At 41.0% G+C, this 26,921-nt stretch carries 20 protein-coding genes and 1 riboswitch; of the genes, 12 read left to right on the top strand and 8 right to left on the bottom strand.

Annotated elements, in window-relative coordinates:
• Positions 1 to 63: 63 nt before the first annotated feature.
• The 3 genes from ACQV1I_RS22470 to ACQV1I_RS22460 all read right to left on the bottom strand — a co-directional run bounded on the left by ACQV1I_RS22470 (position 64) and on the right by ACQV1I_RS22460 (position 3,378).
• Positions 64 to 1,425, bottom strand: coding sequence for an MATE family efflux transporter (locus tag ACQV1I_RS22470; RefSeq protein WP_116334320.1), 1,362 nt, complete (start codon positions 1,423 to 1,425; stop codon positions 64 to 66).
• Between the two features lie 105 nt (positions 1,426 to 1,530).
• Positions 1,531 to 2,373, bottom strand: coding sequence for a MerR family transcriptional regulator (locus ACQV1I_RS22465; protein ID WP_018670297.1), 843 nt, complete (start codon positions 2,371 to 2,373; stop codon positions 1,531 to 1,533).
• Between the two features lie 189 nt (positions 2,374 to 2,562).
• Complete coding sequence (locus ACQV1I_RS22460; RefSeq protein WP_094700425.1) at positions 2,563 to 3,378, bottom strand: CAP domain-containing protein; 816 nt, start codon at positions 3,376 to 3,378, stop codon at positions 2,563 to 2,565.
• 5 nt (positions 3,379 to 3,383) lie between these two features.
• Positions 3,384 to 3,549, bottom strand: a riboswitch (cyclic di-AMP (ydaO/yuaA leader).
• 445 nt (positions 3,550 to 3,994) lie between these two features.
• Between ACQV1I_RS22460 and ACQV1I_RS22455 the strand changes: the two genes are divergently transcribed.
• The 3 genes from ACQV1I_RS22455 to ACQV1I_RS22445 all read left to right on the top strand — a co-directional run bounded on the left by ACQV1I_RS22455 (position 3,995) and on the right by ACQV1I_RS22445 (position 7,952).
• Positions 3,995 to 5,389: a sigma-54 interaction domain-containing protein gene (locus ACQV1I_RS22455; RefSeq protein WP_116334319.1), complete on the top strand. Its 1,395-nt coding sequence runs from the start codon at positions 3,995 to 3,997 to the stop codon at positions 5,387 to 5,389.
• Positions 5,390 to 5,717: 328 nt separating this feature from the next.
• The gene (locus tag ACQV1I_RS22450) at positions 5,718 to 7,100 is read left to right on the top strand and encodes a GntP family permease (RefSeq protein ID WP_094700427.1); all 1,383 of its coding nucleotides are present in this window, start codon (positions 5,718 to 5,720) and stop codon (positions 7,098 to 7,100) included.
• A gap of 69 nt (positions 7,101 to 7,169) precedes the next feature.
• Positions 7,170 to 7,952: a 3-hydroxybutyrate dehydrogenase gene (locus ACQV1I_RS22445; protein WP_116334318.1), complete on the top strand. Its 783-nt coding sequence runs from the start codon at positions 7,170 to 7,172 to the stop codon at positions 7,950 to 7,952.
• Between the two features lie 94 nt (positions 7,953 to 8,046).
• Here the strand turns inward: ACQV1I_RS22445 and ACQV1I_RS22440 are convergent, their stop codons facing one another.
• The gene (locus ACQV1I_RS22440) at positions 8,047 to 8,334 is read right to left on the bottom strand and encodes a HesB/YadR/YfhF family protein (RefSeq protein ID WP_116334317.1); all 288 of its coding nucleotides are present in this window, start codon (positions 8,332 to 8,334) and stop codon (positions 8,047 to 8,049) included.
• Between the two features lie 399 nt (positions 8,335 to 8,733).
• Here ACQV1I_RS22440 and adhE point away from each other — a divergent pair, with 399 nt between their 5' ends.
• The 4 genes from adhE (at position 8,734) to ACQV1I_RS22420 (ending at position 14,573) form a co-directional block, all read left to right on the top strand.
• A complete protein-coding gene (gene adhE / locus ACQV1I_RS22435; protein ID WP_116334316.1) occupies positions 8,734 to 11,343 on the top strand; it encodes a bifunctional acetaldehyde-CoA/alcohol dehydrogenase in 2,610 nt (869 codons plus the stop codon).
• A gap of 374 nt (positions 11,344 to 11,717) precedes the next feature.
• Positions 11,718 to 12,731, top strand: coding sequence for an ABC transporter substrate-binding protein (locus ACQV1I_RS22430; protein ID WP_116334315.1), 1,014 nt, complete (start codon positions 11,718 to 11,720; stop codon positions 12,729 to 12,731).
• Between the two features lie 124 nt (positions 12,732 to 12,855).
• Complete coding sequence (locus ACQV1I_RS22425) at positions 12,856 to 13,785, top strand: ABC transporter permease (RefSeq protein WP_104064993.1); 930 nt, start codon at positions 12,856 to 12,858, stop codon at positions 13,783 to 13,785.
• Positions 13,779 to 14,573, top strand: coding sequence for an ABC transporter ATP-binding protein (locus tag ACQV1I_RS22420; RefSeq protein WP_116334314.1), 795 nt, complete (start codon positions 13,779 to 13,781; stop codon positions 14,571 to 14,573). The genes ACQV1I_RS22425 and ACQV1I_RS22420 overlap by 7 nt, the downstream gene beginning before the upstream one ends.
• Before the next feature lie 80 nt (positions 14,574 to 14,653).
• On the opposite strand, the gene ACQV1I_RS22415 is transcribed toward ACQV1I_RS22420, so the two are convergent.
• Positions 14,654 to 14,968: a DUF4870 domain-containing protein gene (locus ACQV1I_RS22415; protein WP_018670308.1), complete on the bottom strand. Its 315-nt coding sequence runs from the start codon at positions 14,966 to 14,968 to the stop codon at positions 14,654 to 14,656.
• Between the two features lie 334 nt (positions 14,969 to 15,302).
• On the opposite strand from ACQV1I_RS22415, the gene ACQV1I_RS22410 reads away from it, so the two are divergent.
• Positions 15,303 to 17,600: an immune inhibitor A domain-containing protein gene (locus ACQV1I_RS22410; protein WP_116334313.1), complete on the top strand. Its 2,298-nt coding sequence runs from the start codon at positions 15,303 to 15,305 to the stop codon at positions 17,598 to 17,600.
• A 264-nt stretch (positions 17,601 to 17,864) separates the two neighbouring features.
• Here ACQV1I_RS22410 and ACQV1I_RS22405 read toward each other — a convergent pair whose 3' ends face one another.
• Both ACQV1I_RS22405 and ACQV1I_RS22400 read right to left on the bottom strand, forming a co-directional pair.
• On the bottom strand, positions 17,865 to 17,951 hold the full coding sequence (locus ACQV1I_RS22405) for a putative holin-like toxin (protein ID WP_113756953.1): 87 nt from the start codon (positions 17,949 to 17,951) through the stop codon (positions 17,865 to 17,867).
• Positions 17,952 to 18,071: 120 nt separating this feature from the next.
• On the bottom strand, positions 18,072 to 18,839 hold the full coding sequence (locus ACQV1I_RS22400; protein ID WP_026315037.1) for a sulfite exporter TauE/SafE family protein: 768 nt from the start codon (positions 18,837 to 18,839) through the stop codon (positions 18,072 to 18,074).
• Positions 18,840 to 19,113: 274 nt separating this feature from the next.
• On the opposite strand from ACQV1I_RS22400, the gene cyoE reads away from it, so the two are divergent.
• The gene (gene cyoE, locus ACQV1I_RS22395) at positions 19,114 to 20,064 is read left to right on the top strand and encodes a heme o synthase (RefSeq protein WP_094700435.1); all 951 of its coding nucleotides are present in this window, start codon (positions 19,114 to 19,116) and stop codon (positions 20,062 to 20,064) included.
• A gap of 206 nt (positions 20,065 to 20,270) precedes the next feature.
• Complete coding sequence (locus tag ACQV1I_RS22390; RefSeq protein ID WP_018670313.1) at positions 20,271 to 21,167, top strand: COX15/CtaA family protein; 897 nt, start codon at positions 20,271 to 20,273, stop codon at positions 21,165 to 21,167.
• A 42-nt stretch (positions 21,168 to 21,209) separates the two neighbouring features.
• On the opposite strand, the gene ACQV1I_RS22385 is transcribed toward ACQV1I_RS22390, so the two are convergent.
• Positions 21,210 to 21,794 (bottom strand): GNAT family N-acetyltransferase, encoded by a 585-nt coding sequence (locus ACQV1I_RS22385; RefSeq protein ID WP_116334312.1) that lies wholly within the window; start codon positions 21,792 to 21,794, stop codon positions 21,210 to 21,212.
• Between the two features lie 183 nt (positions 21,795 to 21,977).
• On the opposite strand from ACQV1I_RS22385, the gene ACQV1I_RS22380 reads away from it, so the two are divergent.
• Positions 21,978 to 23,234 (top strand): exonuclease SbcCD subunit D, encoded by a 1,257-nt coding sequence (locus ACQV1I_RS22380; RefSeq protein ID WP_018670315.1) that lies wholly within the window; start codon positions 21,978 to 21,980, stop codon positions 23,232 to 23,234.
• On the top strand, positions 23,234 to 26,911 hold the full coding sequence (locus ACQV1I_RS22375; RefSeq protein WP_116334311.1) for an AAA family ATPase: 3,678 nt from the start codon (positions 23,234 to 23,236) through the stop codon (positions 26,909 to 26,911). Before ACQV1I_RS22380 ends, ACQV1I_RS22375 begins: the two co-directional genes overlap by 1 nt.
• Positions 26,912 to 26,921 lie beyond the last annotated feature (10 nt).

The following is a 26,921-nucleotide window of genomic DNA, read 5'->3' as shown; positions in this document are numbered from 1 at the left end:
ACTATACAGCTTGAATGCATATAAAAAAGGTAGCACTTACTAGCGCTACCTTTTTTGGCTTTTTTACAAAGTAACTTCTGTTTCCTGTTTTGTGAATTGTGGAACTGGTGGTGTTTTGCGATTCAACATACTAATCCCTAATGCCGTCAGGGCTTCTGCAATAGGTACTGCCAGCCAAATACCATTTACCCCGAACCATTTAGGTAGGATAAACAACAAAGGAATAACCAGCAGGACACCACGGGTTAATATAATCCATAGTGATTTACGTATCTTCTGTATGGCTTGGAAGTACTCTCCATACACCAGATTATATCCTAAGAAAAGATAGTTGATAAAAAATAGATTCATCCCGTTCACGGTAATTTGAATCAACTCTTTAGATTGAATGTCAAACAACATGATAAATACATTTGAAAACAAAACTCCAAAAAGTACGGCAGCGACTCCAAAAATCCAACCAGTTTTTACTGTTAAACGTAAGCTAGCTCGCAATCGTTCACTTAATCTTGCACCATAATGAAAGCTTGCAATTGGTTGAAGAGCCGCCCCTACCCCCAAGAACAATAGCAATAGCATGGCATGAATATAATTGACGATGGCATATGCTGCAACACCCTGTGCCCCCAGATATTTCATGAAAGCTAGGTTGTATGCCAATGTAGTGATCGCGATGGTACTCTCAGCAATAAAGCTAGGAAATCCAATATTTACTATTTGCCCGATTTCCTTTAGCTGAAACCGGAAGGCCACAAAACGCAATGTGCTACCTTTCTTACAAAAGTGAGTAAGTAGAACGAAAAAACCAATAGCAGCCGATAATATCGTAGCATAGGCTGCCCCTTTTACACCCATCCCCATCATGAAAATAAAGATATAGTTAAATATTATATTAAGGACCGATGTGACAATTAGGCCCATCATTGCTAGCTTGGGGTTTCCGTCATTACGGATAAAAATGCTCAAGATGTTTTCTAATACATAAACCATCCCGAAAGTTAACAGCACACGTAAATAATCAAGTACATAAGGCAAGATTGCCTTGTCAGCTCCAAAAATATAGGCAATTTGTTCAATATTTGTTAAGCAAACGACCATTATTAGACTAACCAATAGAATTGCCAGTGTAAAAGATTGAGTAAAAATCTGGCGAGCGTGTGTTACTTCATTTCTTCCCAAGGCAGCTGAATAGAGAGTAGCTCCACCCATTCCGATCCAAAGAGAGATAGAAAGGAAGATGGAAAAGGCGGGTACGGAGATGTTTACCCCAGCTAGTCCTTCTGGCCCTACCCCCCGACTGACAAATACCCCATCCACAAAAATATTAATCGACATAAGTAGCATGCCGAGTACAGAAGGGATGAGATACGAGATGAATAGCTTTGGCACGGGGGTCTCCCTTAGTTTAATTGCTGCGTCTGTCATAATACGACCTCCTTGTGATAGCTCTTATTGTAAACCTTCAAGCTACTTGAAGCTCAAGGGGGCGCAGAAATTTTTTTGTTTGTCAGTCAATAAATTTATTTGAAATCAGTCAGTTATAAGGGAGGTAGAGGGTTGGATTGGAATTTGGATTTCAGTAACAAATTCATCGGATTCACTGGTGATAGATAAATCTACAATGCCTAGCTCATAGGATTTATCAGTAATCTCATAATTACGCCTTCTGATTGCTGAAAGGAGGCGTTCATAGGACTGATCGAGCTGTTCGTAAGGTCCATAATGCATGGTACATGCGTACAAACCAGCTGGAATACTGGCATAGCGCTCTTTATCAACGGGAAGATCATCAATCATGATAAATAAACTATTGTAATCTTGATATTCCCCTTTTAGGATGGAGGATTTGGACACAGAAGTACCAATATCGCCAGCAAATAATGATACCTCTAAAAGCTGAAGATCACTTTGCAATGTATTAAGGTGATACTCAAACTCTTCATCAGAGAGGTCTGCTTCTACGACTATAGAGTGAATATAGCGCTTTGGTAAATCTTTAAATACGACGGAATCATCCGGTTTATCTACGCCTTGTTTGATGGTTGTGATCTTACTTTCCAAGCGATTTAGCATGTAGGCGATTTCCTGTTGTTTTTGTTTAAGCGATGTTCTTTGTTTTTCTAGGATGTCCAAAGCCAGATCGGGGGTACGTTCATCCATAAATCTTTTAATCTCTTGTAGTGGAATACCTAAATGGCGAAAAAACTTAATAGAAGTTAAAGTAGAAAATTGATCAATTGTGTAGTAACGGTATTGTGTTTTCTGATCAATGCTTTTAGGCTGAAAAATGCCTTTCTCATCATAATAGCGAAGCGTTGATTCGGCGATACGGTGCATACGAGCCATCTTGCCAATTGTAAATCGATTTTTCATAATAGATTCCTCCGGTTTGGACACAGGTTTCTCCTTTGTTTCCTAGTAATACATTATCTTGTCCAGTTATACAAAATCAATAAAGCCCTATAAGCATAAAAAAAGACAGACGAAATGAGGAGTTTCGTCTGTCTTTATGAGATAACATGGATAGGGATTTTGTTGATCCTCTATTCCGAAATAAGTGGTTTATCCGATGAATTCTTGTACCCAGTAACCGTTATAGTATCCTACTCCGATTTTTGTGAAGGAAGAATCCATAATGTTTCTACGGTGTCCGTCGCTACCCATCCAGTCTTTCATAACTTCTTCTGCAGAACGTTGTCCCTCAGCGATGTTTTCACCAGCTGTACGGAAAGAAATGTCATACTGCTTCATCATGTCGAATGGAGATCCGAAAGTTGGGCTGTCATGATCAAAATAATTGTTTTGTGCCATGTCTTTTGCTTTGTCTGTTGCCATTTTAGATAGTTCTTTATCCATGCTAAGTGGTTTCAGACCAGCCTTTGCACGCTCCTGGTTTACGATATCTACTACTTCGTTCACCATTGCGCTTGCTTCAGAAGATACGTTCTCTTTTGAATCGTTATCTTTTACTGGCTCTTTGATGGAAGGTTTTTTCTGTTCGTCTACAGAAGCTTTATCGGAATCCTTTTTAGAAGTCTCTTTGTCAGCCCATCTGTCTTTACCCTTTGATTTAGAAGGTAATTCAATGTCGCAATCTTCAATGTTTTTCAATTGATCGACGATGGATTTTCCCTTATCCGAATTTTGATTTAAAAGGTTATTTAATACATCGGTAGGAAGACAATCCTTAGAGTTTCCTTGCTTCTGTTTAAGTAAATCAGAAAATGCATTCAGATCAAGGTTAGCAGTACCTTTTTGGATCGGTAACTTTTTCACCGTGCAATCTGGAGAAGCAGCAAATGCAGACGTAGCGATACCGCTTACTGCCATTCCTACTGCTAATGCAAATACTGTTTTAGACATCCATTTTTTCTTCACTTCTCATCGCTCCTTTTTTTTACCTACGAGGTTAGTTGTCGGGTTCGGATTGAGGATACAACCCTACGCAGACATTATGTACGATTCACCCCAGGCGGTTAGCATAAGCCTTACACCATCAGTCATCCCCCGCACTTCTCATGACTTGGGAAGTTTCGGCAAACTCAGAATAACAAAGTTACCAGCAAGGAAAAAGCGGTAGATAATTGGTAAAAGTAGATAAAAATTCCTATTAAAATTTGATGAGAAAAGGAGGAACTAGGAAGAGTTCAAGTGGCTAAAGGGATGAAGCTGGATCAAAATAATAGAAAATAGAGGCAGCGATAACAGGTAAGTTGGAAGAAAAAAAGCACATTTGCTAAGTTTAGGAGGGGAGTGAAGTAAATAAAACGATGAAAAATAGAAGGAATTGTAAATTTTTTTACTCCTATAAAAGGGTAATTTGCACGAGTTGGACTATGCAACGATCAACTAGATGTTAGAAATTAGAGTAAGAAACTAGAAATAATAAGAATGTAGGAAGAGGGGAGGTGGATACAGGAGGAAAACAAACTTATATTTGTTGTTGTTAGAAAAATGTGATAATATCAGTTGTTACATTCTAGGAGGGGGATGAATGATGGCATTCCATTCTGTTTTATCGTCGGAATATTTAGAACTATTGGAGGATGTGTTTGAAAAAGCATATGAATGTATAGTGGTGACCGATCCAGAGGGGGTTATTCTGATGATGAACCATAAATATCGGAGCTTTATCGGCATAGCTGACCCAATCGGTAGGCATGTTACGACGGTTATTGAGAATACGCGAATGCATGTAGTAGCCAAAACTGGCTTAGCAGAGCTGGCTGAGGTTCAACGTATTAATGGCCGGGAGATGATAGCGAACCGTGTCCCTATCTATCGGGAAGAGAAAATGATTGCGGTACTCGGAACTGTTATGTTTCAGGATGTGCGGCAGCTTCACGCTTTGTCTGCTACTGTAGATCGATTAAAACAAGAATTAGATTACTATAAAGGTGAATTACAGAGGAAGCTGAGAGCAACCTATCGTTTTGAACAGATTGTGAGCACCAGCGACTTAATGAACAAATGTAAGGAACTGGCAATGAAGGTTGCTAACAGCGATACAACCGTACTGATTACAGGAGAGAGTGGCACGGGAAAGGAACTGTTTGCGCATGCTATTCACGCGGCAAGTCAGAGGGCGATGGGACCATTTATTCGTGTAAATTGTGCGGCTATCCCGGATAATTTATTGGAGTCCGAGCTGTTTGGATATGAAGAGGGAGCATTTACAGGGGCACTACGCAAAGGAAAAAAAGGTAAGTTTGAACTAGCAGATCGAGGTACAATCCTTTTAGATGAAATTGGGGATATGCCACTAGCTCTACAAGCCAAGCTCTTACGCATTTTACAAGAAAAAGAAGTAGAGCGAATCGGGGCGAGTCGGCCACTATCACTAAATGTACGAGTGATTGCTTCTACTAATAAAGATATGATCGCTTTGATGAAAGCAGGCAAATTTCGCGAGGATTTATTTTATCGTTTGCATGTTGTTACCCTTACAATACCACCGCTTCGGGATAGGCTGGAAGACTTACCATATTTGGTAGAGATTATACGAGAGCAGTTGATGGAGTCAACCGGGATTGTAGTGAAAGGAATGGATGAAGAGGTATGGGAGCTGTTACGTTATCACAGCTGGCCTGGCAACGTCAGAGAATTACGTAATGTATTGGAGCGTGCCATGCATATGATGGAGGGAAAGTGGATTAGGGCCGAACATATTCTGTTACCTACATCCATACCAGGAAGCCCCATGCTACAGAGTAGCTTTCCTAGCCTCAAGGAGTGGTTAGCAAAAGCTGAACGAGAGGCGTTGCAACAGGCCGTACAACTTGCTGGGGGAAATAAACGAGAGGCAGCAAAACTGCTCGGAATTAGTAAATCAAGCTTCTATCAAAAGTGGGAGAAGCTAATCGACAGGCAAATAAAACAAGTGAAGTAGTAAGTCCAAGATACCGGAATGAGTCCAGAATCTTGGACTTTTTTATATGTACAGCTTACAACCAATGATTCATAAAGAGGAGAGCTTTTATGTATTTGCAGGACGCGAATTATTACGTGATTTTTTTCCGAAAATTTGGACTTAAACTCAGGGGCGGCATGCGAAATCGTTCAGCTTGTAAAAGGCTGGGTACGATGAAAATGTTGTTAGTATCTGTCAGATTGACTGGAATAATGTTACATAACACTTTTGCTCAATAAATGGCATAAATCATGCTTCTTTATAGAGGATAGACACATTTTTGTCAGATGAGAGAGGGGAATTATTTATGTTTTTAGAGATCGTAGCGATCCTTGTGTCTTTATGTTTACTAATGTTTTTTGCATATCGAGGCTATCCTGTTATCGTATTTGCCCCCATTTTTACTCTATTGGCTGTCGTCCTATCGGGCTTAGCGTTACTGCCAAGCTATACAGAGACATTTATGACAAATGCAGCTAATTATATTAAGGCATTCTTCCCTGTATTTTTATTAGGAGCGATTTTCGGTAAAGTGATGGAATTAAGCGGAGCGGCTGGTTCTATCGCACAGACAATCGTCAAAGGGCTGGGATCAAATCGAGCCATGTTATCCATTGTATTAGCTTGTGCAATCCTCACCTATGGTGGTGTCTCCTTGTTCGTTGTAGCGTTTGCTGTCTATCCATTTGCAGCAGCTCTTTTTCGGGAGGCGAATATTCCTAAACGCTTGATTCCAGGCACGATAGCTTTAGGAGCGTTTACATTCACGATGGATGCATTGCCCGGTACACCACAGATTCAAAATATTATTCCAACGAATTACTTTGGAACAGATGCCTATGCGGCTCCACTTGTGGGAATTGTGGGAGCCTTCATGATTTTTGTAGGCGGGATGCTTTGGTTGGAAAGACGTCGCAAGCAGGCGGCCATAGCAGGAGAGGGATATGGTGATAATCACAAAAATGAGCCAGAAGCAAAAGAAGCTGAAAAATATCCTCATATTGCCTTGGCCATCTTACCTTTATTGCTTGTACTCCTCACCAATTTTCTATTAAGCAGAGGATTCATTGCAGTTGATAGCTGGTACGACCCAGCTATGCTTCAAGAAAAATTTAAGATTGAGAATGTAAAGACGGTAGCTTCTTCGTGGGCTTTGATCATTGCGTTGCTAGTAGGGGTTATTTCAGCTCTAGCTATAAATGTAAAAGCGGTGCATAGCAAACTGGCAACAGGCCTTACGACAGCAGCAATGGGGGCTTTACTTGCCATCTTTAACACAGCTTCTGAAGTAGGCTTTGGGAACGTGGTAAAAACGTTGCCAGGGTTCAAAATCATTCAAAGCTGGATTTTGGGGGCAAGCGATCATCCATTGGTTTCTGAAGCCTTAGCGGTAAATGTACTGTCTGGAATGACTGGCTCAGCTTCTGGTGGTTTGTCGATTGCCTTGGAAGTAATGGGAAAACAGTACGTAGAGCTAGCAGATGCTGTTGGTATTTCACCTGAGCTACTACATCGGATTGCTTCAATGGCTTCGGGAGGGATGGATACGTTACCTCATAATGGTGCTGTTATTACACTATTGGCTATCACTGGACTTACGCACCGTCAGTCCTACAAGGATATTTTTATCATTACCGTATTGAAGACAGTCACGGTTTTCATACTGGCTTTCGTGGTTTCCATTTTCTAATGGGATGGGTGTTGAAAAAGATAAGGATAAGGCTTTTGCCATGATAATAAGGAATAGGAGAAATGTCTAATGGGGTTATTAGATCAAAGAGTAGCATTAATTACTGGGGCTGCGAGCGGTATTGGTTATGAGATGGCACAGCATTTTGCCAAGGAAGGAGCGATCATCGCCATTGCTGATCTTAATGCGGGAGCGGTTGTGATGTCAGCAGAGAAGCTACGTCAGCAGGGGAATAAGGTGATCGGCTTATGCTGTGATGTTTCAAATGAGGAGCAGGTTGCAGCCAGCGTACAGCGGGTTGTCGAAGAGTACGGCAGATTGGAGATTTTAATTAATAATGCAGGTCTACAGCATGTGTCCCCAATCGAAGAGTTCCCGACAGAACGTTTTGAGCTGTTGTTGAAAGTCATGCTAGTGGGACCCTTTTTAGGCATTAAGCATGCGTTTCCTATAATGAAACAACAGGGATATGGTCGGATTTTAAATATGTCTTCTATAAATGGACTAATCGGATTTGCGGGAAAGGCGGCTTACAACAGTGCCAAGCATGGAGTGATTGGACTGACGAAAGTAGCCGCATTAGAAGGGGCCGTGCATGGGATTACAGTAAATGCGTTGTGTCCCGGCTATGTTGATACTCCATTAGTACAAAATCAGTTGAAGGATTTGGCTGTTACTCGTAATGTACCGTTAGAAAAAGTACTGGAGGAAGTCATTTACCCATTAGTCCCTCAGAAGAGATTGTTGTCCGTAGAGGAAATTGCAGACTATGCTTCTATGCTGGTAAGCGATAGATTAAAGGGAGTAACAGGTATCGCCGCCGCTATTGATGGAGGATATACTGCCCAATAAAAAGCCTTTACCGAAGAATGCAATAGAAAAAGCAGGTAACAAAAGAAGAATCAGAGGATTCCTTTCGCTATTACCTGCTTTTTTATCTATTTTCTTATTGGAAAGAAAATGTAATTTCTTCTAAAGCTTCATTAAAATCAACGGTCATACTTTTATCTTCAATAAACCACATGTCATCTTGCTCAAAAAAGAAGGTGATGCCTTCAGCCGTACTGGAGAGTGCAATTTCATTCGGTTCGGCTTTAGAAATCCCCATGGAATAGCTTTTATGTAGGCTGGTGCCCCCACCGTATCGGACGAAAAAGCGAATGGAATCGCCTGATTTGAAGCCCCAGTCTTTTTTGAACCAAGCAAGTGCTTGTGGTGTAATGGTAATGGACATTGAGAGCCACTCCTTCATCATGTCATCTGGAGATTGGTCGATACAGAAGTATCCTTTTATGTAGCATACCAGATTTTTATTGAAACATGATAGGATATAAGTGTAAAGTCTAAAAAAGTTAGTTAAAAAAATACAGGCAAACGTGTGAGAAACATCACATACATATACGTAGTTATCGAGTAAGATTAGGGTGTACCAAGGAGCTGAATAGAGAAAGATAGCCCCAAGGTGGTTTATAAGGAATTGCTTTTATGCACTACTTAACATCAAATAACAAAAGTTCCTTGTAAACTAGAATGTGAAAAATTTCACTTTCGCTTTATTTTTTAACGTGTAAGTGAAAAAATTCACTAAATCTGTGGATACAATGCTTTCTTATTTAATAAGGAGGAAGAAACCATGAGCAATGAAGTAAAAGTGCAGGAGCAAGCAAAAGAAGAGGCAGTAAAAACAATGATTGATACCTTGGTCGAGAATGGTAACCAAGCATTAAAGGACTTTGCTAATTACGATCAGGAGCAAATAGACAGCATTGTAAAAGCAATGGCGTTAGCTGGGTTAGATAAGCACGTATATCTGGCCAAATTAGCTCATGAAGAAACAGGACGCGGTGTTTTTGAAGACAAGATGATCAAAAACATTTTCTCTACAGAATATATTTATAACAGTATTAAAAAAGATAAAACAGTTGGTCTCATTCGTGAAGATGAGCAAAATGGTATCATCGAAATAGCTGAACCGATTGGCGTAGTAGCAGGGGTTACACCAGTAACAAACCCGACCTCTACCACCATGTTCAAAGCAATCATTTCTATTAAAACAAGAAATCCAATTATCTTCGCCTTCCACCCATCTGCACAGAAGTCTAGTGCAGAAGCAGCGCGTACATTATATGAAGCAGCAATAAAAGCTGGTGCTCCAAAGAATTGTATTCAGTGGATTGATCAACCATCCTTAGAAGCAACGAAACAATTAATGAACCATCCAGGCACAGCTCTCGTATTAGCAACAGGTGGAGCTGGTATGGTGAAATCAGCTTATAGTACAGGTAAACCAGCACTTGGTGTAGGTCCTGGTAACGTACCTTGCTATATTGAGCGAACTGCGGTAATCGAGCGTGCGGTAAATGATTTGATCCTATCTAAAACGTTTGACAATGGTATGATCTGTGCTTCTGAACAAGCTGTAATTGTTGACGCACCAATCTATGAACGAGTTAAACAACTTATGATTTCTAATAACTGTCACTTTTTGACACCTGATGAAAAAGCAAAAGTGGAGAAGCTGGTCATAAATGAAAATACATGCGCAGTAAATGCGGATATCGTGGGAAAACCAGCCGCAGTCATTGCTGAAATGGCCGGTGTACACGTAGATCCTGAAACGAAAATTCTAATCGCAGAACTGACAGGGGTAGGTGCTGATCATCCATTATCCCGTGAAAAATTGAGCCCTGTCCTTGCATGCTACAAAGTGAAAAATGCGGATGAAGGATTCCGCCGTGCAGAAGAAATGCTTGAGTTCGGTGGCCTGGGACATACAGCAGTTATCCATACAGAAGACGATGATCTTATGGAAGCATTTGGAATGAGAATGAAGGCTTGCCGTATCGTAGTTAATGCTCCATCTTCTCAAGGGGCAATCGGAGATATTTACAATGAATTTATTCCTTCTCTAACGCTTGGTTGCGGTTCTTATGGTCGAAACTCTGTATCTACCAACGTAAGTGCTGTGCATATGATCAACGTCAAAAAGGTGGCGAAACGACGCGTGAACATGCAATGGTTTAAGATTCCAGAGAAAATATACTTCGAGAAAAATTCTATTCAATATCTGCAAGACATGCCTGATATCTCTCGTGCTGTAATTGTGACAGACCCAGCTATGGTAAAACTAGGCTATGTAGATAAGGTATTGAGAAATCTGCGCAGTCGTTCTCAATACGTTCATTGTAAAGTGTTTAGCGATGTAGAACCAGATCCATCTGTAACAACCGTACGTAAAGGAACTGAACTAATGGCGGATTTCCGACCTGATGTGATCATTGCATTAGGTGGTGGTTCTGCAATGGACGCTGCGAAAGCTATGTGGTTATTCTATGAATATCCAAATGAAGAATTCCAAAACCTATACCAAAAATTCTTGGATATCCGTAAACGTGTTTATAAATTCCCTAAACTAGGTCGCCTAGCTAAATTCGTAGCCATTCCTACCACTTCTGGTACTGGCTCTGAGGTAACACCTTTTGCGGTAATTACTGACCGAGAGAAAAACATGAAATATCCAATTGCTGACTATGAATTGACTCCTGACGTAGCGATCCTTGATCCGCAATTTGTAATGACTGTGCCAAAAGTAATCACTGCTGATACTGGTATGGACGTCCTGACTCACGCGATGGAAGCTTATGTATCCGTAATGGCGAATGATTTCACAGATGGTCTGGCTCTAAAAGCAATTCAGCTTATCTTTGAATACTTGCCACGTGCCTATAAAGACGGTGGAGACGAGGTCGCCCGTCAAAAAGTCCACAATGCATCTTGCATTGCAGGTATGGCTTTTGCTAACGCATTCCTTGGTATCAACCACAGCTTAGCACACAAATTGGGCGCTGAATTCCATATTGCCCACGGTCGTTCTAATGCGATTCTGATGCCACATGTCATTCGTTTTAATGCGACTGTTCCAAATAAATTCGCATCTTTCCCTCGATATGAAAAGTTCATAGCACATGAGCGTTACGCTGAAATAGCTCGCTTGCTAGGACTGCCTGCTAAAACAACAGAAGAGGGTGTAGAAAGTTTAATCCAAGCGGTAGTTACATTAGGAAAATCTTTAGATATCCCAATGAGCATTGAAGCGAATGGAGTAAGTAAAGAAGCGTTCGAAAAAGAAGTGGATCGCTTGGCAGTTCTCGCATTCGAAGATCAATGTACTACTGCTAACCCTAAAATGCCATTAGTTACTGAACTTGCAGAGATTTATCGAAACACATTCAAAGGCGTGTAGAGCTACACAATTTGTGTTAGCTATACCATATAGCTTCTCCTTTCCGATTTCATATGATAACCTTCCCTTCACACTACTAAATTGGGCGAGCCGAATCTGGCTCGCCGTTTTTTTCTTTTCCCTAGGCGACAGCGATATTTTTATTTTAATTGCTTTATTCTTACTATGTAAAAAATTGTAACGAAACGTTTGTTAATTTCAGCATATTTCAGAAATTATATTTACAGTCTTCAAAAAATCAGATAATGTATTACAAAAGAACCATAGCAGTACAGTTGAGAGAGTAGTAAGAGAAGAGTAGATAGGTTTTAAGTGAACAGTGCAGGTTAGACCAGTATAGTACAGGTTTTACAGAGCTGAGGAGGAGAGTTAAGATGAGAAAAGTAACAGGGTTTATCATGTCCATTGGATTAGCGTTGTCATTAGCTGCATGTGGTGCTGCACCAACTGAAAAGCAGGAGGGAGCAACAGCAGCTGGACAAAGTACTTCAGATAAGCAGGTCAAAATTGGTGTATCCCAATTTGTACAGCATCCTGCCCTGGATTCCATTTATCAAGGAATTAAGGATGGATTAAAAGATAAAGGCTTTGAAGAAGGTAAGAACCTGGAAGTAGATTATCAGAACGCAAACGGCGAACTGAATAATACGATCACAATTGCTCAGAAGTTTGCCAGCGACAAGAAAGACGTTGCAGTGGCGATTGCTACTCCGTCCGCTCAAGCTTTGGCTAAAGCAATTGGAGATGTTCCAGTAGTATTTACTACGGTAACAGATCCTGTATCAGCAGGATTAGTACCTTCTTTAGATAAACCAGATAAGAATGTAACAGGGACTTCTGATAAATTGTCAATGGAAGTGCAGTTGCAGCTCGTTCAAAAGTTCATTCCTACCATCAAAAAAATAGGTGTCATCTATACTACAGCAGAAGTAAACGCTGAGGTTCAGGTTAAGGATTTACAGGCAGCTGGTCAAAAAATGGGTATTGAAGTCGTCCCAGCAGGCATCAGCAGTCAAAATGAAGTGCAAATGGGCGCTCAATCCTTAATTGGTAAAGTGGAAGCTATTTTTATTCCCATTGATAATACAGTGGTTGCTTCCATTGAAGGTGTGCTTGGTGTAGCGGAGAAGGCTAAAGTACCGGTATTTGCATCCGATATGGATACTGTTAAGCGCGGTGCAGTTGCTACGTATGGCATTGATTATTACAAGATGGGCAAACAGACTGGTGAAATGGTCGCACGTATTTTGAAAGGTCAGAGTGTGGCAGATACACCGGTTGAAGTAGGGAAGGATACCGAATTGGTCATTAACGAGAAAGCTGCTCAAAAGTTTGGTTTGACTATTTCAGATGATTTGCGTAAACAAGCGAAAGAAATCGTGAAATAACAAAGAGGGCAGCAATGCCCTCTTTTTAGCGTTTGATTAGATGGATTCATGCTTTGATAAAGCAGAGTTTTTATATGTATATGGTTGAGATTAGAAAGCTGAGATGAGCACAGGAGGATGACAGATGAGTGTAGCAATGATGGGAGCTTTAGAACAAGGATTATTATTTGCGGTTATGGCTTTAGGTGTCTATCTTACGTTTCGGATACTTAACTTTCCGGATTTAACGGTAGATGGGAGCTTTGCTTTAGGTGGGGCGATGGCAGCTACATTGATTACGGAAGGAACACATCCCGTGCTAGCTACATTCGTTGCCACAGGAGTCGGAGCATTAGCGGGAGCATTTACAGGAGTACTCACTACTAAAGGTAAAATTAACGGTTTACTTGCAGGGATTTTAACCATGATTGCCCTATACTCGATTAATTTACGGATAATGGGTAAATCAAATGTTCCCTTGCTACGTGAAACAACACTATATTCAATAGCACAGGATATGTCTATTCCAGACTTTACTGTTAATGGTATTACATTCTTTTCGGGAGTTGCCTTGCTTTTCCTGATGGGAATCCTAATCTTAAAAGGAGTCTTAGATTACTTTTTACATTCTGATGTAGGACTTGACCTTCGTGCCACTGGAGATAATCCAACTATGATACGTAGTTATGGTGTTGGTACGGATGGAACATTAATTATGGGACTAGCCCTTTCTAATGCACTGGTGGCTTTATCTGGAGCACTGATTGCCCAATATCAAGGCTTTGGTGATGTAAACATGGGAATCGGCATGATTATCATCGGGCTGGCCTCTGTTATTATCGGAGAAGTAATTGTTGGAGATAAAAGCATCATGAGAGCCACATTAGCAGTTATTATTGGCTCTTTGTTGTACCGGTTTGTTATTGCATACGCACTAAAAATAGGCTTGTCACCTGGGGATATGAAGCTGATCACCGCTTTACTTGTGATCGTAGCACTTACTTTACCAAATGTTTTGCGTGGGATGAATAAGTACCTGCCTGTCATAGGTAAAGGAGGAAACAAATCATGCTAAAGCTAACAGATGTAACTAAGCTATTTTATGGAGGAACAGTAAACGAGAAAATCGCATTACAGCAGATTCATTTACATTTGAAGCCAGATGATTTTGTCACAGTAATAGGTAGTAATGGAGCAGGCAAATCAACATTGCTAAATATGATCGGTGGAGCCTTGTTGCCAGACAGGGGACAAGTACTTATTGATGGACAGGATGTAACACGTAGGGGAGAGCATCAACGCGCCAAATATATAGGGCGAGTATTCCAAGACCCAATGGCGGGAACCGCACCCCATATGACCATTGAGGAAAATCTAGCTATTGCTTTAGCCCGAGGAGAGCGTAGACTGTTCCGGCTAGGCGTCACTAAGTCAAAACGAAGCTTATTTCGTGAACAATTGAGCATTTTGGAGCAGGGATTAGAAGATCGTCTGCAAGCTAAGGTAGGTCTATTATCTGGAGGACAACGTCAAGCTCTGAGCTTGTTAATGGCAACTCTTACTAAGCCAAAAATCTTGCTATTAGATGAACATACCGCAGCACTCGATCCGAAGCGAGCAGCTCTCATAACAGCACTGACTAAGCGAATTGTGGAGCGTGATCAGCTAACGACTCTGATGGTTACGCATAACATGGAGCAGGCACTCACACTAGGAAATCGATTGCTGATGCTCCATGAAGGTAAAATCATTTTGGACGTAGGGCAGAAGAAAAAAGCTAACATGACTACAAAGGAACTGTTGCAGGCTTTTGAAACAGCGCGAGGAGAGAGCTTTACGGAGGATCGGTATTTGCTGTCGTAATAGATTTGGGTTTGAAAATGTAAAAGCCAATGCTTATGGTCAAAAGACCTGGGCATTGGCTTTTTATATGAAAATCCCTATTAGCCGTTGATCAGACGACCAATGATTGGATAGTAGTACGTTCTACCTGTAAGAGAGTAGAAGATACCTTTGATTGGGCAGTAGAGTGCCATGATTCCGAATACAATGAGGAATGGAATGCCGATTAGAATGAACGACAATGCCCAAGAAATAGCGATCAAAACAGACATAGAAATATGGAAAACGAGTGCTTGCAGAGCTACGTTTTTTACATATCGATCAGATGCGAGTATCCAAATAATAATGGGCCCAATAATGGGAGCAAAAAAAGTGCTGGCATGGGAGAGTAATTTTAAGACTTGATTCATTTCCATAGCATAAACCTCCTATTCGTTATTGCAAATATCACATGAGTAACGATAGATTCACATGATATCACGTTCTAAATGAAATTTCAAAAAGTCATGCTCTTCTTTTACACTTTTATTTTACAAGTGAATCAATGGTTTTTATACCAGCAAACGAATGATTTTTATCTCCTTCTCAAGACTGAGGCGATAGTTAAATGGAAATTGAACTATTGTCGAAATTTATATCTAAATTTATCGAAAAAAATAAAAAAATGTAAAAGGAATTTAAGAGGATGAAAAGAATGGTAAAAAGATACCCGAATAAAGAGTTTTTACTAGGGGAAAGGGAGGTTTTCAGATGAAGTGGAGAAAGACGATGTCCGCGATGCTTGCATCCGCACTGCTTTTTAGTACAATTGCAGGCGTACCAACCATTACGGAAGCTAAGAGTAAGAAAGATACGAAGCAGCAAAAGCTTCACCAGAAGAAGAAAAAAGAAAAGGTAACGACCAAAGACAATTTTTCACCGGTAGATGAATCCACTCTCAACCTTGATCGTTTAGCGAAAAATCTACAGGCAAGAGGCATTATCGCTGAAGATGCTACCCAGGATGAGATTCGAGATTCTATCAAGGAATACCTGGAGGATAAGCGCATCCCAAGTGGGCCAGATACCTCCAGTTCATTTGGTGCTGAGGCAAAGCGTAGTCAAGAAGCTGCTAAAGAAGAGGTTATTCAGAATGTAGCTGAATTCAAAGGAAAGAAACGTTCTAGAAATTTTGATGATAATATGTTTGTTGATAATATCGTCGTTAGCCTCGTTGAGTTCCCAGATAGACGCCACAATGAATTACCAAAAGTGAAAGATTCGATTTGGACAGCTGATTTTAATGAAGAGCATTATGAAAAAATGTTGTTTGAACCGGGCGGATACACAACACCAGAGGGCACGCCAATGACCACAATGGCTAAATATTACGAAGAGCAATCTCGTGATACCTGGTCGGTAAATGGCATAGTAACACCTTGGATAACCGCTGAACATTCTTATAAATACTATGGAAAGAATCGGAACGGTGGAGATGCTCGCCCACGCGATTTAGTAATTGAAACTTTGGAACAGGTAGGTCAGGCAATCGCAGGTCATGAGGAAGAGTACGATCAACGTGACCCTTACGATCTTGATGGTGACGGGGATCTAAATGAACCGGACGGCATTTTGGATAATCTGATGTTGGTACATGCTGGTATCGGGGAAGAAACAGGGGAGGACGATGATGCGATCTGGTCACATCGTTGGACGCTAGAAGAGCCTGTAAAGATACCAGGAACAAATTTACTTGCGTATGATTACATGATTCAACCCGAAGATGGGGCACCAGGTGTCTTCAGCCATGAGTATGGTCATAATTTGGGCTTGCCGGACTTATATGATACGAATAAAGGCGGGCATGATTCTCCAGTTGGAGCTTGGTCATTGATGTCAAGCGGTAGTCACACAGGCTATGTATTTCAAACAGAACCCACCAGTCTTGACCCTTGGTCTAAAATGATGCTACAAGAAATGTACGGTGGGAAATGGATATCTCCGCAGGTGGTAGATTATGCTGACCTACGTAAGAAACAGAGGTTTACATTGCACGAAGCGGTAAACCAAGATATTGATAATAATATGGTACTTAAAATTGATATGCCTGAGATTATTAAGGATGCGCCAACAAAGCCCTTTCAAGGTGAATATTCTTATTTTTCCGATGAGGGTGATAATTTAACGAGTACGATTACAACTCCTGAAATCGACCTCACGGATGCTACGGAAGCGACAATGACTGTAGATATGTGGAGGAGTATTGAAAAAAATTACGATTTCTTATACCTAAATGCTATTGATGTAGACACAGGCGAGGAGGAAATAGTAGAAGATTGGAGCGATGATCCCGAAGAATGGGAAGAAGAGGAGATCGATCTCTCTGATTATGTCGGTAAAAAAGTGAAATTTCAATTTGAGTACGTGACAGATGCTGCAACGACGAGACAAGGAGTATATCTGGATAACATCGTGGTATCAGCTGATGGTGAAGTGGTATTTAAAGATGACGGGGAAGGGAAGCCTAATATGGAATTAGATGGCTTCACCCATTTCAATGGAAAAGGTAAAGAATATGATGCCTATTATCTCGTAGAATTACGCTCTTATAACGGTGCTGATGAGGGATTAAAATATTTTCGCCGTGGAGAAACATTTTTAACCTATGATCCTGGAATGGTTGTTTGGTATTACGATGGGCGATATGGTGCAACGGAGGATAACAAAACCAGCTTGCATCCTGGCCATGGAATGCTTGGTGTAGTTGATTCTCATCAACAAATTCGTTATTGGGATGATAACAAGAAGAAACCAGCCGATGCTCGTTACCAAGTAAGTGATGCTGCATTTAGTCCAAATCCTACAAGTGAAATTAATCTTGATTATATCTTGGGTAAGATGTGGAGTCCGTCTCGGAAGGGTGTAACAACCTTCTCTGATGAAAAGGATTACTCGATGCCAGGTCTAGAAGATGTAGGAATGGTACTACCACAGGTAGGTCTTAACATCAAGATTAAGGATATTGAGGATGATTTTACAAAGGCTACAATTGAAGTGTGGAAAGACTAGGTAATAGGAACAAAAAAGGACAACTTGTTAGAAAGTCTTCACGAAAAATTAGAAAATAGGTTACATCAATTCGAGCATTTGTGATAACATATGAATTGTTGGAAATAGCAACCTATTTCGACAAAAATTTACAAAAAAATGCCGATCACCATAGAAAAGCCGCAGGTGGTCTGAACACCTGCGGCGATCGCAAATAGTCGTACGGGGTAGGTAGCCGTTCGAGTCAGCCATGGCCACTTTTCTGTTTATTAGACAGACTAGTGGTCATTTCCGTTTGGCAGAGGCGGTCAGCAAGGCTATGATGAGTGTCCCAAACGTAATCATCAATGATAAGCCTTCATACACTGACATATGCCCACCCCCTTTCTGTGGGGATACGGTCCGCCTTACCGTCGTTTGACTTATCTGCTTACATTTTATTATATCATGATATTTTCCTTTGTTGTATTATTTTGTAAAATGTCATGATTGTTAAATCATTTTTAGACCGCTAATTAAAATAATAGCGCAAATCATGTAACGTAAATGAATAGTAGGTACTTTAAGCGCAAGCAAACTCCCAATAAAAACACCAGGAATCGAACCTGTTAACAGTTGGAATACGGTGGCATAATTTATGTTTCCATATAAAATATGAGTAAAACCAGCAGCGGTAACTAGAAAGAAAGCGTGGGCAATATCGGTTCCGACTGTTGAGGCACCTCGCATCTGAAAAAAGTAAAGCAAAACAAGGGCAAATAGGGAACCACTGCCGACAGAAGTAAGTCCTACGATAAAGCCTAAAATGGCTCCTGAGGTAATGGCTAAAATACTTTTTTCTTGCGTGGTTTTTTGTTGCCATTTGTTTGGCTTCACTTCTTTACGAGATTGGATCGTTTTAATCAACATGACAATAGGAATGAGAATCAGGGCAAAACCTAATACCTTTTTGACTACTGCATCAGCTGAACCGAAATTCGTTTGTATCCAATGTAGAAAATGGACTGCGAGAATGGCACTGGGAACACTTCCAATACCTAAGTAGAGTACAATGGTCCAGTCGATGGTTTTTTGTCTCCAATGCTGGAGAGTTCCAAATATTTTTGTAATGGAGTTATATACAAGATCTGTTCCTACGGCAATCGTTGGCTGAATTCCCATCATGATTAAGAAAGGCGTCAGTAATGCTGCCCCACCTACTCCTGTTAATCCGACAAGAAAGCCAACTAACAAACCGATGAGAGTTAATGAAATATCGATCATGCGAAACCCTCTCTTCCATGGGCGAATGCTACCTTACATGGTATGGAGTGGTTAGAATCGGGGTGCGTATCGACAAAAAAATAGGCGAAAGGCAGTTGTTATGTGCTAACTGTGTTTCTATTGTTGACTGTATATGGAAAGATTCGCTACAATGAATGCGAATCTATTTATGAAAAAAATCACTTCTTACGCTATAGACTTTCGAGTAATTTTTCCGCTGTTATAGTATAAGGGATCACTTATTTTGAAAGAAGGAAAGGAGCCTTGCAATATGGAACACGAGGTTGACTTAAAGGAGTCCGGCACCTCTTTCCTAGATGATATGGATACAAAACAAGTGCAAACTGAACCCGCAACGTTATCAGATTATGTACAATTAATGAAGCCAGGTATTATTTTTTCTAACTTACTAACTGCTTTTGCTGGTATTTGGCTTGCTTCAGCAGGATTTAAAAATTTTCATTTTGACCTTACGATTTATACGTTGATCGGAACTTCTGTAATTATTGGCTCTGGTGCTGTATTAAATAACTATCTGGATCGAGATCTGGATAAAAGAATGAAACGGACGCAAAACCGTGCCTTAGCATCAGGACGAATCCAACCACGTAATGCATTGATTTTTGGACTAGGTTTATTATTGCTTGGATTAATAGTGTTGTTCTTTCTAGCTAATCCACTAGCAGCAGTCTGTGGCTTGGTGGGTCACATTTTTTATGTGCTTATTTATACACCGATGAAGCGTGTCAGTACTTTGAATACCGTGGTAGGCAGTGTCTCAGGAGCAATGCCTCCTTTAATTGGCTGGGCTGCGGTAACAGGAACGCTTGATTTAGGAGCTTGGACTTTGTTTCTAATCATTTTCTTGTGGCAATCTCCTCACTTCTTGTCATTAGCTATGATGAAAGTGGAAGATTATCGAGCGGGGGGTATCCCAATGCTCCCGGTGGTACGAGGATTTGAAGAGACCAAGCGCCAGATGTTCTTCTGGGGAGCTGCCTTATTGCCGGCATCACTCATTTTATTCCTATATGGGAATGTAGGTATGTTGTATTTTATTGTCGCATCCATCATGGGAATTATTTACCTAGTACTTCTCTTCCAAGGTTTTTCAGTCAAGGATGATATGGCATGGGCGAAAAAGCTATTTGGTTATTCGCTCATTTACTTAACAGTAATGTGTGCAGCCATGGTTATTAGCGCTATTTTGGTTCACTTATAAAAAAGTTTGAAAAGTTGACATGTTTATCACACATTTATACAGGAACATCTCTTGCAAAGCGGGGGATGTTTCTTTACTGTTAAAGAAAGTAAGAAAAAATTCGGAATAAAGGAAGTTATTCAAAAAGATGGCGGTTACATTTTTGCGCCAGCTAGGTTCGTTGCTTCTTCAAAAAGATTTGCTACATTGATAAAAGAGGTATGAGAATGGACAAAAATGTAAAACGATTAGCGATCCTCTCGACTGTTGTTATGTTTATCGTGATGATTGCTGGTTCTTTAGTAACCAAAACTAACTCTGGTCTTGGCTGTGGAAATGATTGGCCACTGTGTAATGGGAAGTTTGTTCCCTCGTATGCTTTGGAGTCAATCATTGAATACGTTCATCGATTAACAACCGGTCTAGCGGGAATTGTAGTGGTTGTCTTTTCTATTTACTCCATTTATAAATACAAAGGTAATAAAGAAGTATTAGGACTAGCAATATTCGGAATGTTTTTTATTGTAGTAGAATCTATTCTGGGTGCCTCTGCTGTCATCTGGCCACAATCTTCACCTGTCTTAGCTCTACATTTTGGCTTTTCTTTGCTCGCATATACAGGAGTATTTATGCTCACTATGTTTGTTATTAACCATGAACGTCTTCAGAAACTAATTAAGGGAACTGTAGATAAAGGCTTTGGTTTATATGTGTGGATGGTAAGTGTATACGCTTACGGGGTTGTGTATCTGGGTGCCTATGTACGTCATACAGGCTCCAGCTTGGGCTGCTCAGGCTGGCCGCTTTGTAATGGGAAGCTAATTCCGGAATTGAGTGGTCAGGTGGGTGTTCAGTTTTTACATAGGGTGGCTGCTGCTGTATTGGTGCTACTAATTATCGGAATTTATGTATATGCTGCCAGACATTATAAAGAATCACGTAAAGATATTTATACCTGTTCTAAGCTAGCGCTGGGATTGGTTATTCTCCAAGTGCTTAGTGGGGGATTAGTGGTATTTGCTAATTTAGAATTATATGCTACTTTGATCCATTCTGCCATCATTACAGTATTTTTTGGAATACTATGTTATTTAGGTTTACAGACATTGAAGAGGCCATCCTAAAAAAGTGGAGATGGAAAAGAGCGAGGTTTTCTCGCTCTTTTCTTAGGTTAACGAATTATTAGATGAAGAAGCATGATCATCTTCCTTGTATTCGTCCTGTAAAACGGAGTACACCTTAGAATCACGCAATTCTCCTTTGATTAACACATTTTTGCGCAATGTTCCTTCATAAACCATCCCCAATCTTTGCATGACACGTTCAGATAGAGTGTTGGTTGCTTCGCATTTACCTTCCATTCTCACGAGTCCGATTTCTTTAAAACCATAAGCCATTACAGCTCTAAGCGATTCGTATGTCATTCCTTTTCCACGATAGTCAGGATGTAGGACTGCACCTAATGAAGCGCTTTTTTCTTTATCTGCATATTGGAAAAGGCCGGCCACTCCAATGGTTTTACCGGATTCTCGATGGTAGATCGCCCAAATGAATGCTTTTTTCTCCGCGCAATCTGCCATGCGTTTCTCTAAGTACAAAACAGTATCCAATTTACTTTTATGGATTTTTCTAGGCACGTGATGTGTAGTTTCTTCCTTTGAAAAGATTTCAAATAGGTCATCGGCTTGATGTAAGGATAAATGGAGGAGCATGAGCCGTTCGGTTACGAGAACAGGGTAGTCGGTTATCATTAATCAAACTCCTTTGTAAGTATTAGTTTCTTATACGTATTTTTTCTTATTCTATGTATATCACAGGTTTTGGTAGAAACAAAAGAATATCTCCAAAACTTTCATCACTATCTTTTCTGAAGCAACGCTCTTACTTCTGGTACAATAGAGAAAAGCAAACAAATGATCGATAGAGGTGGAAGGATGCGCATTTTGCATACAGCAGACTGGCACTTCGGCAGATTGCTAGAAGGTCGGGATAGACGAATAGAACAAGCGGCTTTTGTAGACGAACTATGCCAGATTGTTGAGGACAAGCAAATAGATTTAGTAGTGATTGCAGGTGATGTGTATGACTCTGTAAACCCACCTGCGTGGGCGGAGGAGCTTTATTATGAAGCCTTAGAAAGATTATCAGCAGAAGGTAAGCGCGGGGTAGTCGTTATTGCAGGTAATCACGACCAACCAGAACGGGTGCGCGCTGCTTCGCCACTGGCTCATAAGCATGGAATTGTGTTGCTCGGATTACCTAAGGAACAACCCTTGCTTACTAAAGTTGATACATCGGCAGATAAAGTAAGAATAATTGATGGCGGACCATCCTGGTTTGAAATTGCGATTCCAGGAGTAGAGCATACAGCCGTAGTTGTGGCTTTATCATATCCTTCAGAAGCACGATTAAAGGAATTAGTTAGTGAAAGCTTTACACCAGAGCAAATGCAACAAGCATTTAGCGAGAGAATCAAAGATCTTTTGCATGATTTAGCTAGCCATTTTCGTGAGGATACTGTCAATATCATGACGAGCCATCTGTTTGCTATGGGTGGACTTGAAACCGATTCGGAGCGTCCGATACAGATTGGGGGGACGCATACAGTTTCTCTGAATGCATTCCCTCCGCAAGCAGATTATGTTGCATTAGGTCACTTGCACCGCTTGCAAAAATTGAGTGAAACACCTTTGATTCGCTATAGTGGTTCACCGTTATCGTACAGCTTTTCGGAAGCAGGACAAAGCAAGGCGGTAGTGATGGTTGAGATTATTCCAGGTCAACAACCGACAGAAGAAATTATTTATTTGAAATGCGGTCGAACCTTGGCAAGATGGAAGGCGACTGGCGGAATAGCAGAAGTAGAAAAGTGGTTAGAAGAAGGTAAAGATGCAGATTGTTGGATTGATTTAGAAATTCACGTGGATGATGTGATTGATCCCGCAGAGTTTCAGCGTATACGCAAGTTGAGCGATAACTTTGTAAAAGTACAGCGTGTGCTGGTTGCTTCCACAGAGCAAGAGAAGCAGGAAATTGAAAAACGCGAGGAATTGAATCCTGTACAGCTTTTTACTCGTTTTTATGAACGTAAGCGTGGAACATCGCCGGATGAACAGGTTATCCAGTTATTTTCCCGTTTGATGATAACCTCTGATGCTGAGACAAAGAAACAGCCAGGAGGAGATGAATAATGAAACCTATTCACTTGAAACTATCAGGATTAAATAGTTATCGGGATTTGCAGGAGATTGATTTTGAAACGTTATGTGAAGCGGGATTGTTTGGTATTTTTGGCCCTACTGGTAGCGGTAAGTCAACCATTTTAGACGCGATTACGTTGGCGTTATATGGACAGGTTGTTCGTACAGGCGGAGGTTCACATCCACAAGAGGTTTTAAATCAATTGGAGTCACGGTTGTTTGTCTCTTTTACCTTTGAATTAGGAAGCGCTAGCCAGCGACAACGATTTACCATCGAGAGGGAGTTTGGTCTCAATAAAAACGGTAATCGAAAGCAACCGGAAGTTCGTTTAATTCAACATGGATTACTTGATGATGAACAAGATCAGGTGCTGGAGTCTAAAGCCACAGCAGCTACATCTATGATTGAAAAGCTAGTGGGTTTGACCATTCACGATTTCACACGAGCGGTTGTGTTGCCACAAGGTCAATTCTCTAAGTTTTTGACCTTAAAAGGCAGTGAGCGAAACGAAATGCTCCAGCGTATTTTTCATTTGCATGAGTATGGCGAAAAGCTAATGTACCGAGTCAAAGAACAGATTGATAGCAATAAATTGTCTCTGCATCAATTAGAAGTGGAAGAAGCACGACTAGGGGATGCCAGCAAGGAAGCTGTTGAAGCGGCGACTCAGGATGCAAGAATATTAGAGCAAGAGTATGAGAAAGCGGCGCAAATCCAAAATGCTTTGTTGAATCAAAAGAATGAATGGGAACAAATTCGCAAGTGGCAGTTCGAATTGGAAGAAATTCAACAACAACTGACAGAGCTTGAAGAGCAGGCTCAACAAATCATGTTGCGAAAAAATGAGATAGCTAAGCTGGAGGCATCTGTTTCCCTTTATCCATTGGTGCAGAAGGAAAGTCAGGCGATAAAGCTATGGGAGGAAGCTAAGCAACAGTTGCTTACTAAAAGAGTGGAGCGGGAACAAGTCGAGCTGCGTAGCAAAGAGGCAGAACAAGTAAGCCAACAAACCCAGCAGCGTTTGCGACAAGAAGAGCCACAGCTAATCCAACAGCGAATCGAATTGCAACAAGCCGCAGAGTGGGAGCAAGAAATAGCAAAATTAGCTCAGGATATCGGTCAATATCAGGCAGAGATTCGTTTATTACAGCAACAGATACATCAGGATGATTCTTTGCTATCAGCACTTGATCAGCAAAGAGCAGTAGCCGCTCAAGACTTGCAAAAGCTTGATGCAGAATGGCAACAGATCTCGTTGAGCACAGAGGAACGCAAGGCGATTCGTGCGATGCAACAGGCTAAGACTGCTTTTGTTCAGGAAGAGCAACGCTTTATAAGCGCCGAGCGTGAGGTAACCGAACTATCTCAAAAGGTACAGCTTGGTCAAACCCGATTAAGAGAAGCGGAGAACTTATATATAAAAGCTCATGGAAGGCGTACAGAGACCGAAACATCGTTGGTTGAAATAGAAGCTCAGCCGATCAAAAGTGAAGAAGACATTACTCGGTTACGTGAACAGCTAGTAGATGTAAAACGTATCGGCATTGATTGGCGTAGCTTTGAAAAAAAACAGGACGATTGGGAATTAAAATGGACCGAATGGACTGCTTTGCATGCCGATGTAACAAAGAGATTACAGCAGGCAGAACAGACGCTGCAACACATAGAAACCAAGAAGAAGACTACTCAGGAACAGATAAAAGAGTGGGAGACAGATTGGTCTTCTTGGCAACAAACTAACATGGCTCATACGCTACGTTTACAGTTAAGAGCTAATGAAGAGTGCCCGGTATGTGGATCGACTCATCATCCTTATGAGGATGTAGATGAGGAGACAGGCAATATATTGCAGACAAAAATCCAAACAACTTCGCTACAACAGCAGGAAATTGCTCTACGTGAGCGTCGTGTTCATTTAGATCACCTGCTGGAACAGGCGGAACAAGAATGGAAGAGTGCTTCGGAAGCTTGCCAGCAGATGAGAGTTGAGCTGGCTGGTTTATTGGAAAGAAAAGATTCCTTGCAAAAGGAAAATACACAGATCGAGCAAGACTTGCAATATATGAAACAGCAACTAATTCAATTGGGCGAAGAGTGGATTGTAGCGTCTGTTGATGAATTGGGCGGGAAGTTCAAACATGTGAGCCAGGAAGTAAAAGAACTCTCAGAACAACGCCACCATCATGTGAAACAGCTAGATGAATTACAAAAGCTTCTGCGTGAACAACGTGATGAAGAATTAGAAAAGAAGGTTCAACAAGAAAAGATTACCACCTGGTTAGAAAGTCAGCAGGAGCAATTGCAACAAGCCAATCAGCGTCTATTAGACAGTAAACAGGCCTTGTTAACGGCAGAACAGCAATTGGATGAGCTTCGGGGTGAAATACCACGTGACCAGATTGAAGCATACCACTCTAGAATGGAAAAGATGGAGCAGAGACAGGAGGAACTGCGTACACTACGCGTGAATCTGGAAAAGACGCTAGAGGAATTACAACATCAAAAGCAAGCCAAAGTAGAACAGCGTGGGGAAGAGCAAGCGAGATTAACAGCGCTACAGCAGCGCTATGAGGATCGAGAGGCACAGTATAAAGAGAGACAAGAACAATGGCAGTTACGTACTCAAGGTAGGCCGGCTAATGAACTATTGCAGTCGTTGGCACGAAATTTACAGGAGCTACACGCAGCAGCAGAACAAGCAGATACTCTAAAACTTCAGCTAACGAATGAGCGACAACAGTTGGTCGAATCATTGGTTGCATTGGAAGAAACAAATTTACAGCTTACGAAGCAAGCAAAGGAATTGGAATTGGAAGTGGAACAAGCTTTATCACATGCTGTATTTGCTGATCGGGAGACCGTCTATGAAAATTATGAGCGACGAGCTTTTTTAAAGCCTTATCAAGCAGAAGTAGAAAGCTACCAAAAACAGCTAACGGAATTGTCATATGCCAAGACACGTTTGATCGAATCTCTTGCTAATCGTTCTGTAAGCGAGCAGGCTTACAATGAGCTATATGCCTCCTTTACAACAGGAGAGCAACGGTTGTCTGAATGTAGGGAATCGTTAACGCTGGCCAAAGAAAAACTTCTAACCGTGCAACAAAATCACGAGAAATGGAAAAAAATAGAGAAGGAATTCGGTGCAGTCATCGATGAACAGAGCCGTTTAGAAGAGTTAAGAAAGCTGTTTGAAGGAAAAGCATTTGTTCAATATATTGCTGAAGAAAAGATGATGGCGATTGCCCGTGATGCTACCTATCATTTAGGACGTATGACTAAAGGACGTTATGCACTGGAAATTGGAGATGGTGGAGAGTTCGTATTGCGTGATGAAGCAGCAGGTGGACTGCGCAGAGCCGTTAACACCTTATCCGGAGGGGAAACATTCTTAACAGCATTAGCCCTAGCCTTGGCCTTATCAGTTGAAATTCAAATGCGTGGAGGTCGGTTGGAGTTTTTCTTTTTAGATGAAGGGTTTGGAACACTAGATCCTGAGCTGCTAGAAGTTGTGTTAGATGCTTTAGAAAAACTAAGAATGAGTCAATTTACAATTGGACTAATTAGTCACGTACCGGAATTAAAATTGCGTATGCCGCGACGACTTGTTATTACCCCTGCTGAACCGCTTGGATCTGGTAGTCGCATTCATATGGAGATGGAATAGGAGGGGAGAC

Source organism: Brevibacillus sp. JB24b, from assembly GCF_051713385.1.
Classification (GTDB): domain Bacteria; phylum Bacillota; class Bacilli; order Brevibacillales; family Brevibacillaceae; genus Brevibacillus_B; species Brevibacillus_B laterosporus.
This window is presented reverse-complemented; position numbering and strand designations above follow the sequence as displayed.

What these genes read in the sequence shown, in the direction of transcription:
- ACQV1I_RS22375 (WP_116334311.1), top strand. Translation starts at nt 23,234, where the DNA reads ATGAAACCTATTCACTTGAAACTATCAGGATTAAATAGTTATCGGGAT.
- ACQV1I_RS22465 (WP_018670297.1), bottom strand. Translation starts at nt 2,373, where the DNA reads ATGAAAAATCGATTTACAATTGGCAAGATGGCTCGTATGCACCGTATC.
- ACQV1I_RS22405 (WP_113756953.1), bottom strand. Translation starts at nt 17,951, where the DNA reads ATGTCAGTGTATGAAGGCTTATCATTGATGATTACGTTTGGGACACTC.
- ACQV1I_RS22440 (WP_116334317.1), bottom strand. Translation starts at nt 8,334, where the DNA reads ATGTCCATTACCATTACACCACAAGCACTTGCTTGGTTCAAAAAAGAC.
- ACQV1I_RS22380 (WP_018670315.1), top strand. Translation starts at nt 21,978, where the DNA reads ATGCGCATTTTGCATACAGCAGACTGGCACTTCGGCAGATTGCTAGAA.
- ACQV1I_RS22390 (WP_018670313.1), top strand. Translation starts at nt 20,271, where the DNA reads ATGGACAAAAATGTAAAACGATTAGCGATCCTCTCGACTGTTGTTATG.
- ACQV1I_RS22450 (WP_094700427.1), top strand. Translation starts at nt 5,718, where the DNA reads ATGTTTTTAGAGATCGTAGCGATCCTTGTGTCTTTATGTTTACTAATG.
- ACQV1I_RS22415 (WP_018670308.1), bottom strand. Translation starts at nt 14,968, where the DNA reads ATGGAAATGAATCAAGTCTTAAAATTACTCTCCCATGCCAGCACTTTT.
- ACQV1I_RS22420 (WP_116334314.1), top strand. Translation starts at nt 13,779, where the DNA reads ATGCTAAAGCTAACAGATGTAACTAAGCTATTTTATGGAGGAACAGTA.
- ACQV1I_RS22470 (WP_116334320.1), bottom strand. Translation starts at nt 1,425, where the DNA reads ATGACAGACGCAGCAATTAAACTAAGGGAGACCCCCGTGCCAAAGCTA.
- ACQV1I_RS22425 (WP_104064993.1), top strand. Translation starts at nt 12,856, where the DNA reads ATGAGTGTAGCAATGATGGGAGCTTTAGAACAAGGATTATTATTTGCG.
- ACQV1I_RS22445 (WP_116334318.1), top strand. Translation starts at nt 7,170, where the DNA reads ATGGGGTTATTAGATCAAAGAGTAGCATTAATTACTGGGGCTGCGAGC.
- ACQV1I_RS22385 (WP_116334312.1), bottom strand. Translation starts at nt 21,794, where the DNA reads ATGATAACCGACTACCCTGTTCTCGTAACCGAACGGCTCATGCTCCTC.
- ACQV1I_RS22410 (WP_116334313.1), top strand. Translation starts at nt 15,303, where the DNA reads ATGAAGTGGAGAAAGACGATGTCCGCGATGCTTGCATCCGCACTGCTT.
- cyoE (WP_094700435.1), top strand. Translation starts at nt 19,114, where the DNA reads ATGGAACACGAGGTTGACTTAAAGGAGTCCGGCACCTCTTTCCTAGAT.
- adhE (WP_116334316.1), top strand. Translation starts at nt 8,734, where the DNA reads ATGAGCAATGAAGTAAAAGTGCAGGAGCAAGCAAAAGAAGAGGCAGTA.
- ACQV1I_RS22430 (WP_116334315.1), top strand. Translation starts at nt 11,718, where the DNA reads ATGAGAAAAGTAACAGGGTTTATCATGTCCATTGGATTAGCGTTGTCA.
- ACQV1I_RS22455 (WP_116334319.1), top strand. Translation starts at nt 3,995, where the DNA reads ATGATGGCATTCCATTCTGTTTTATCGTCGGAATATTTAGAACTATTG.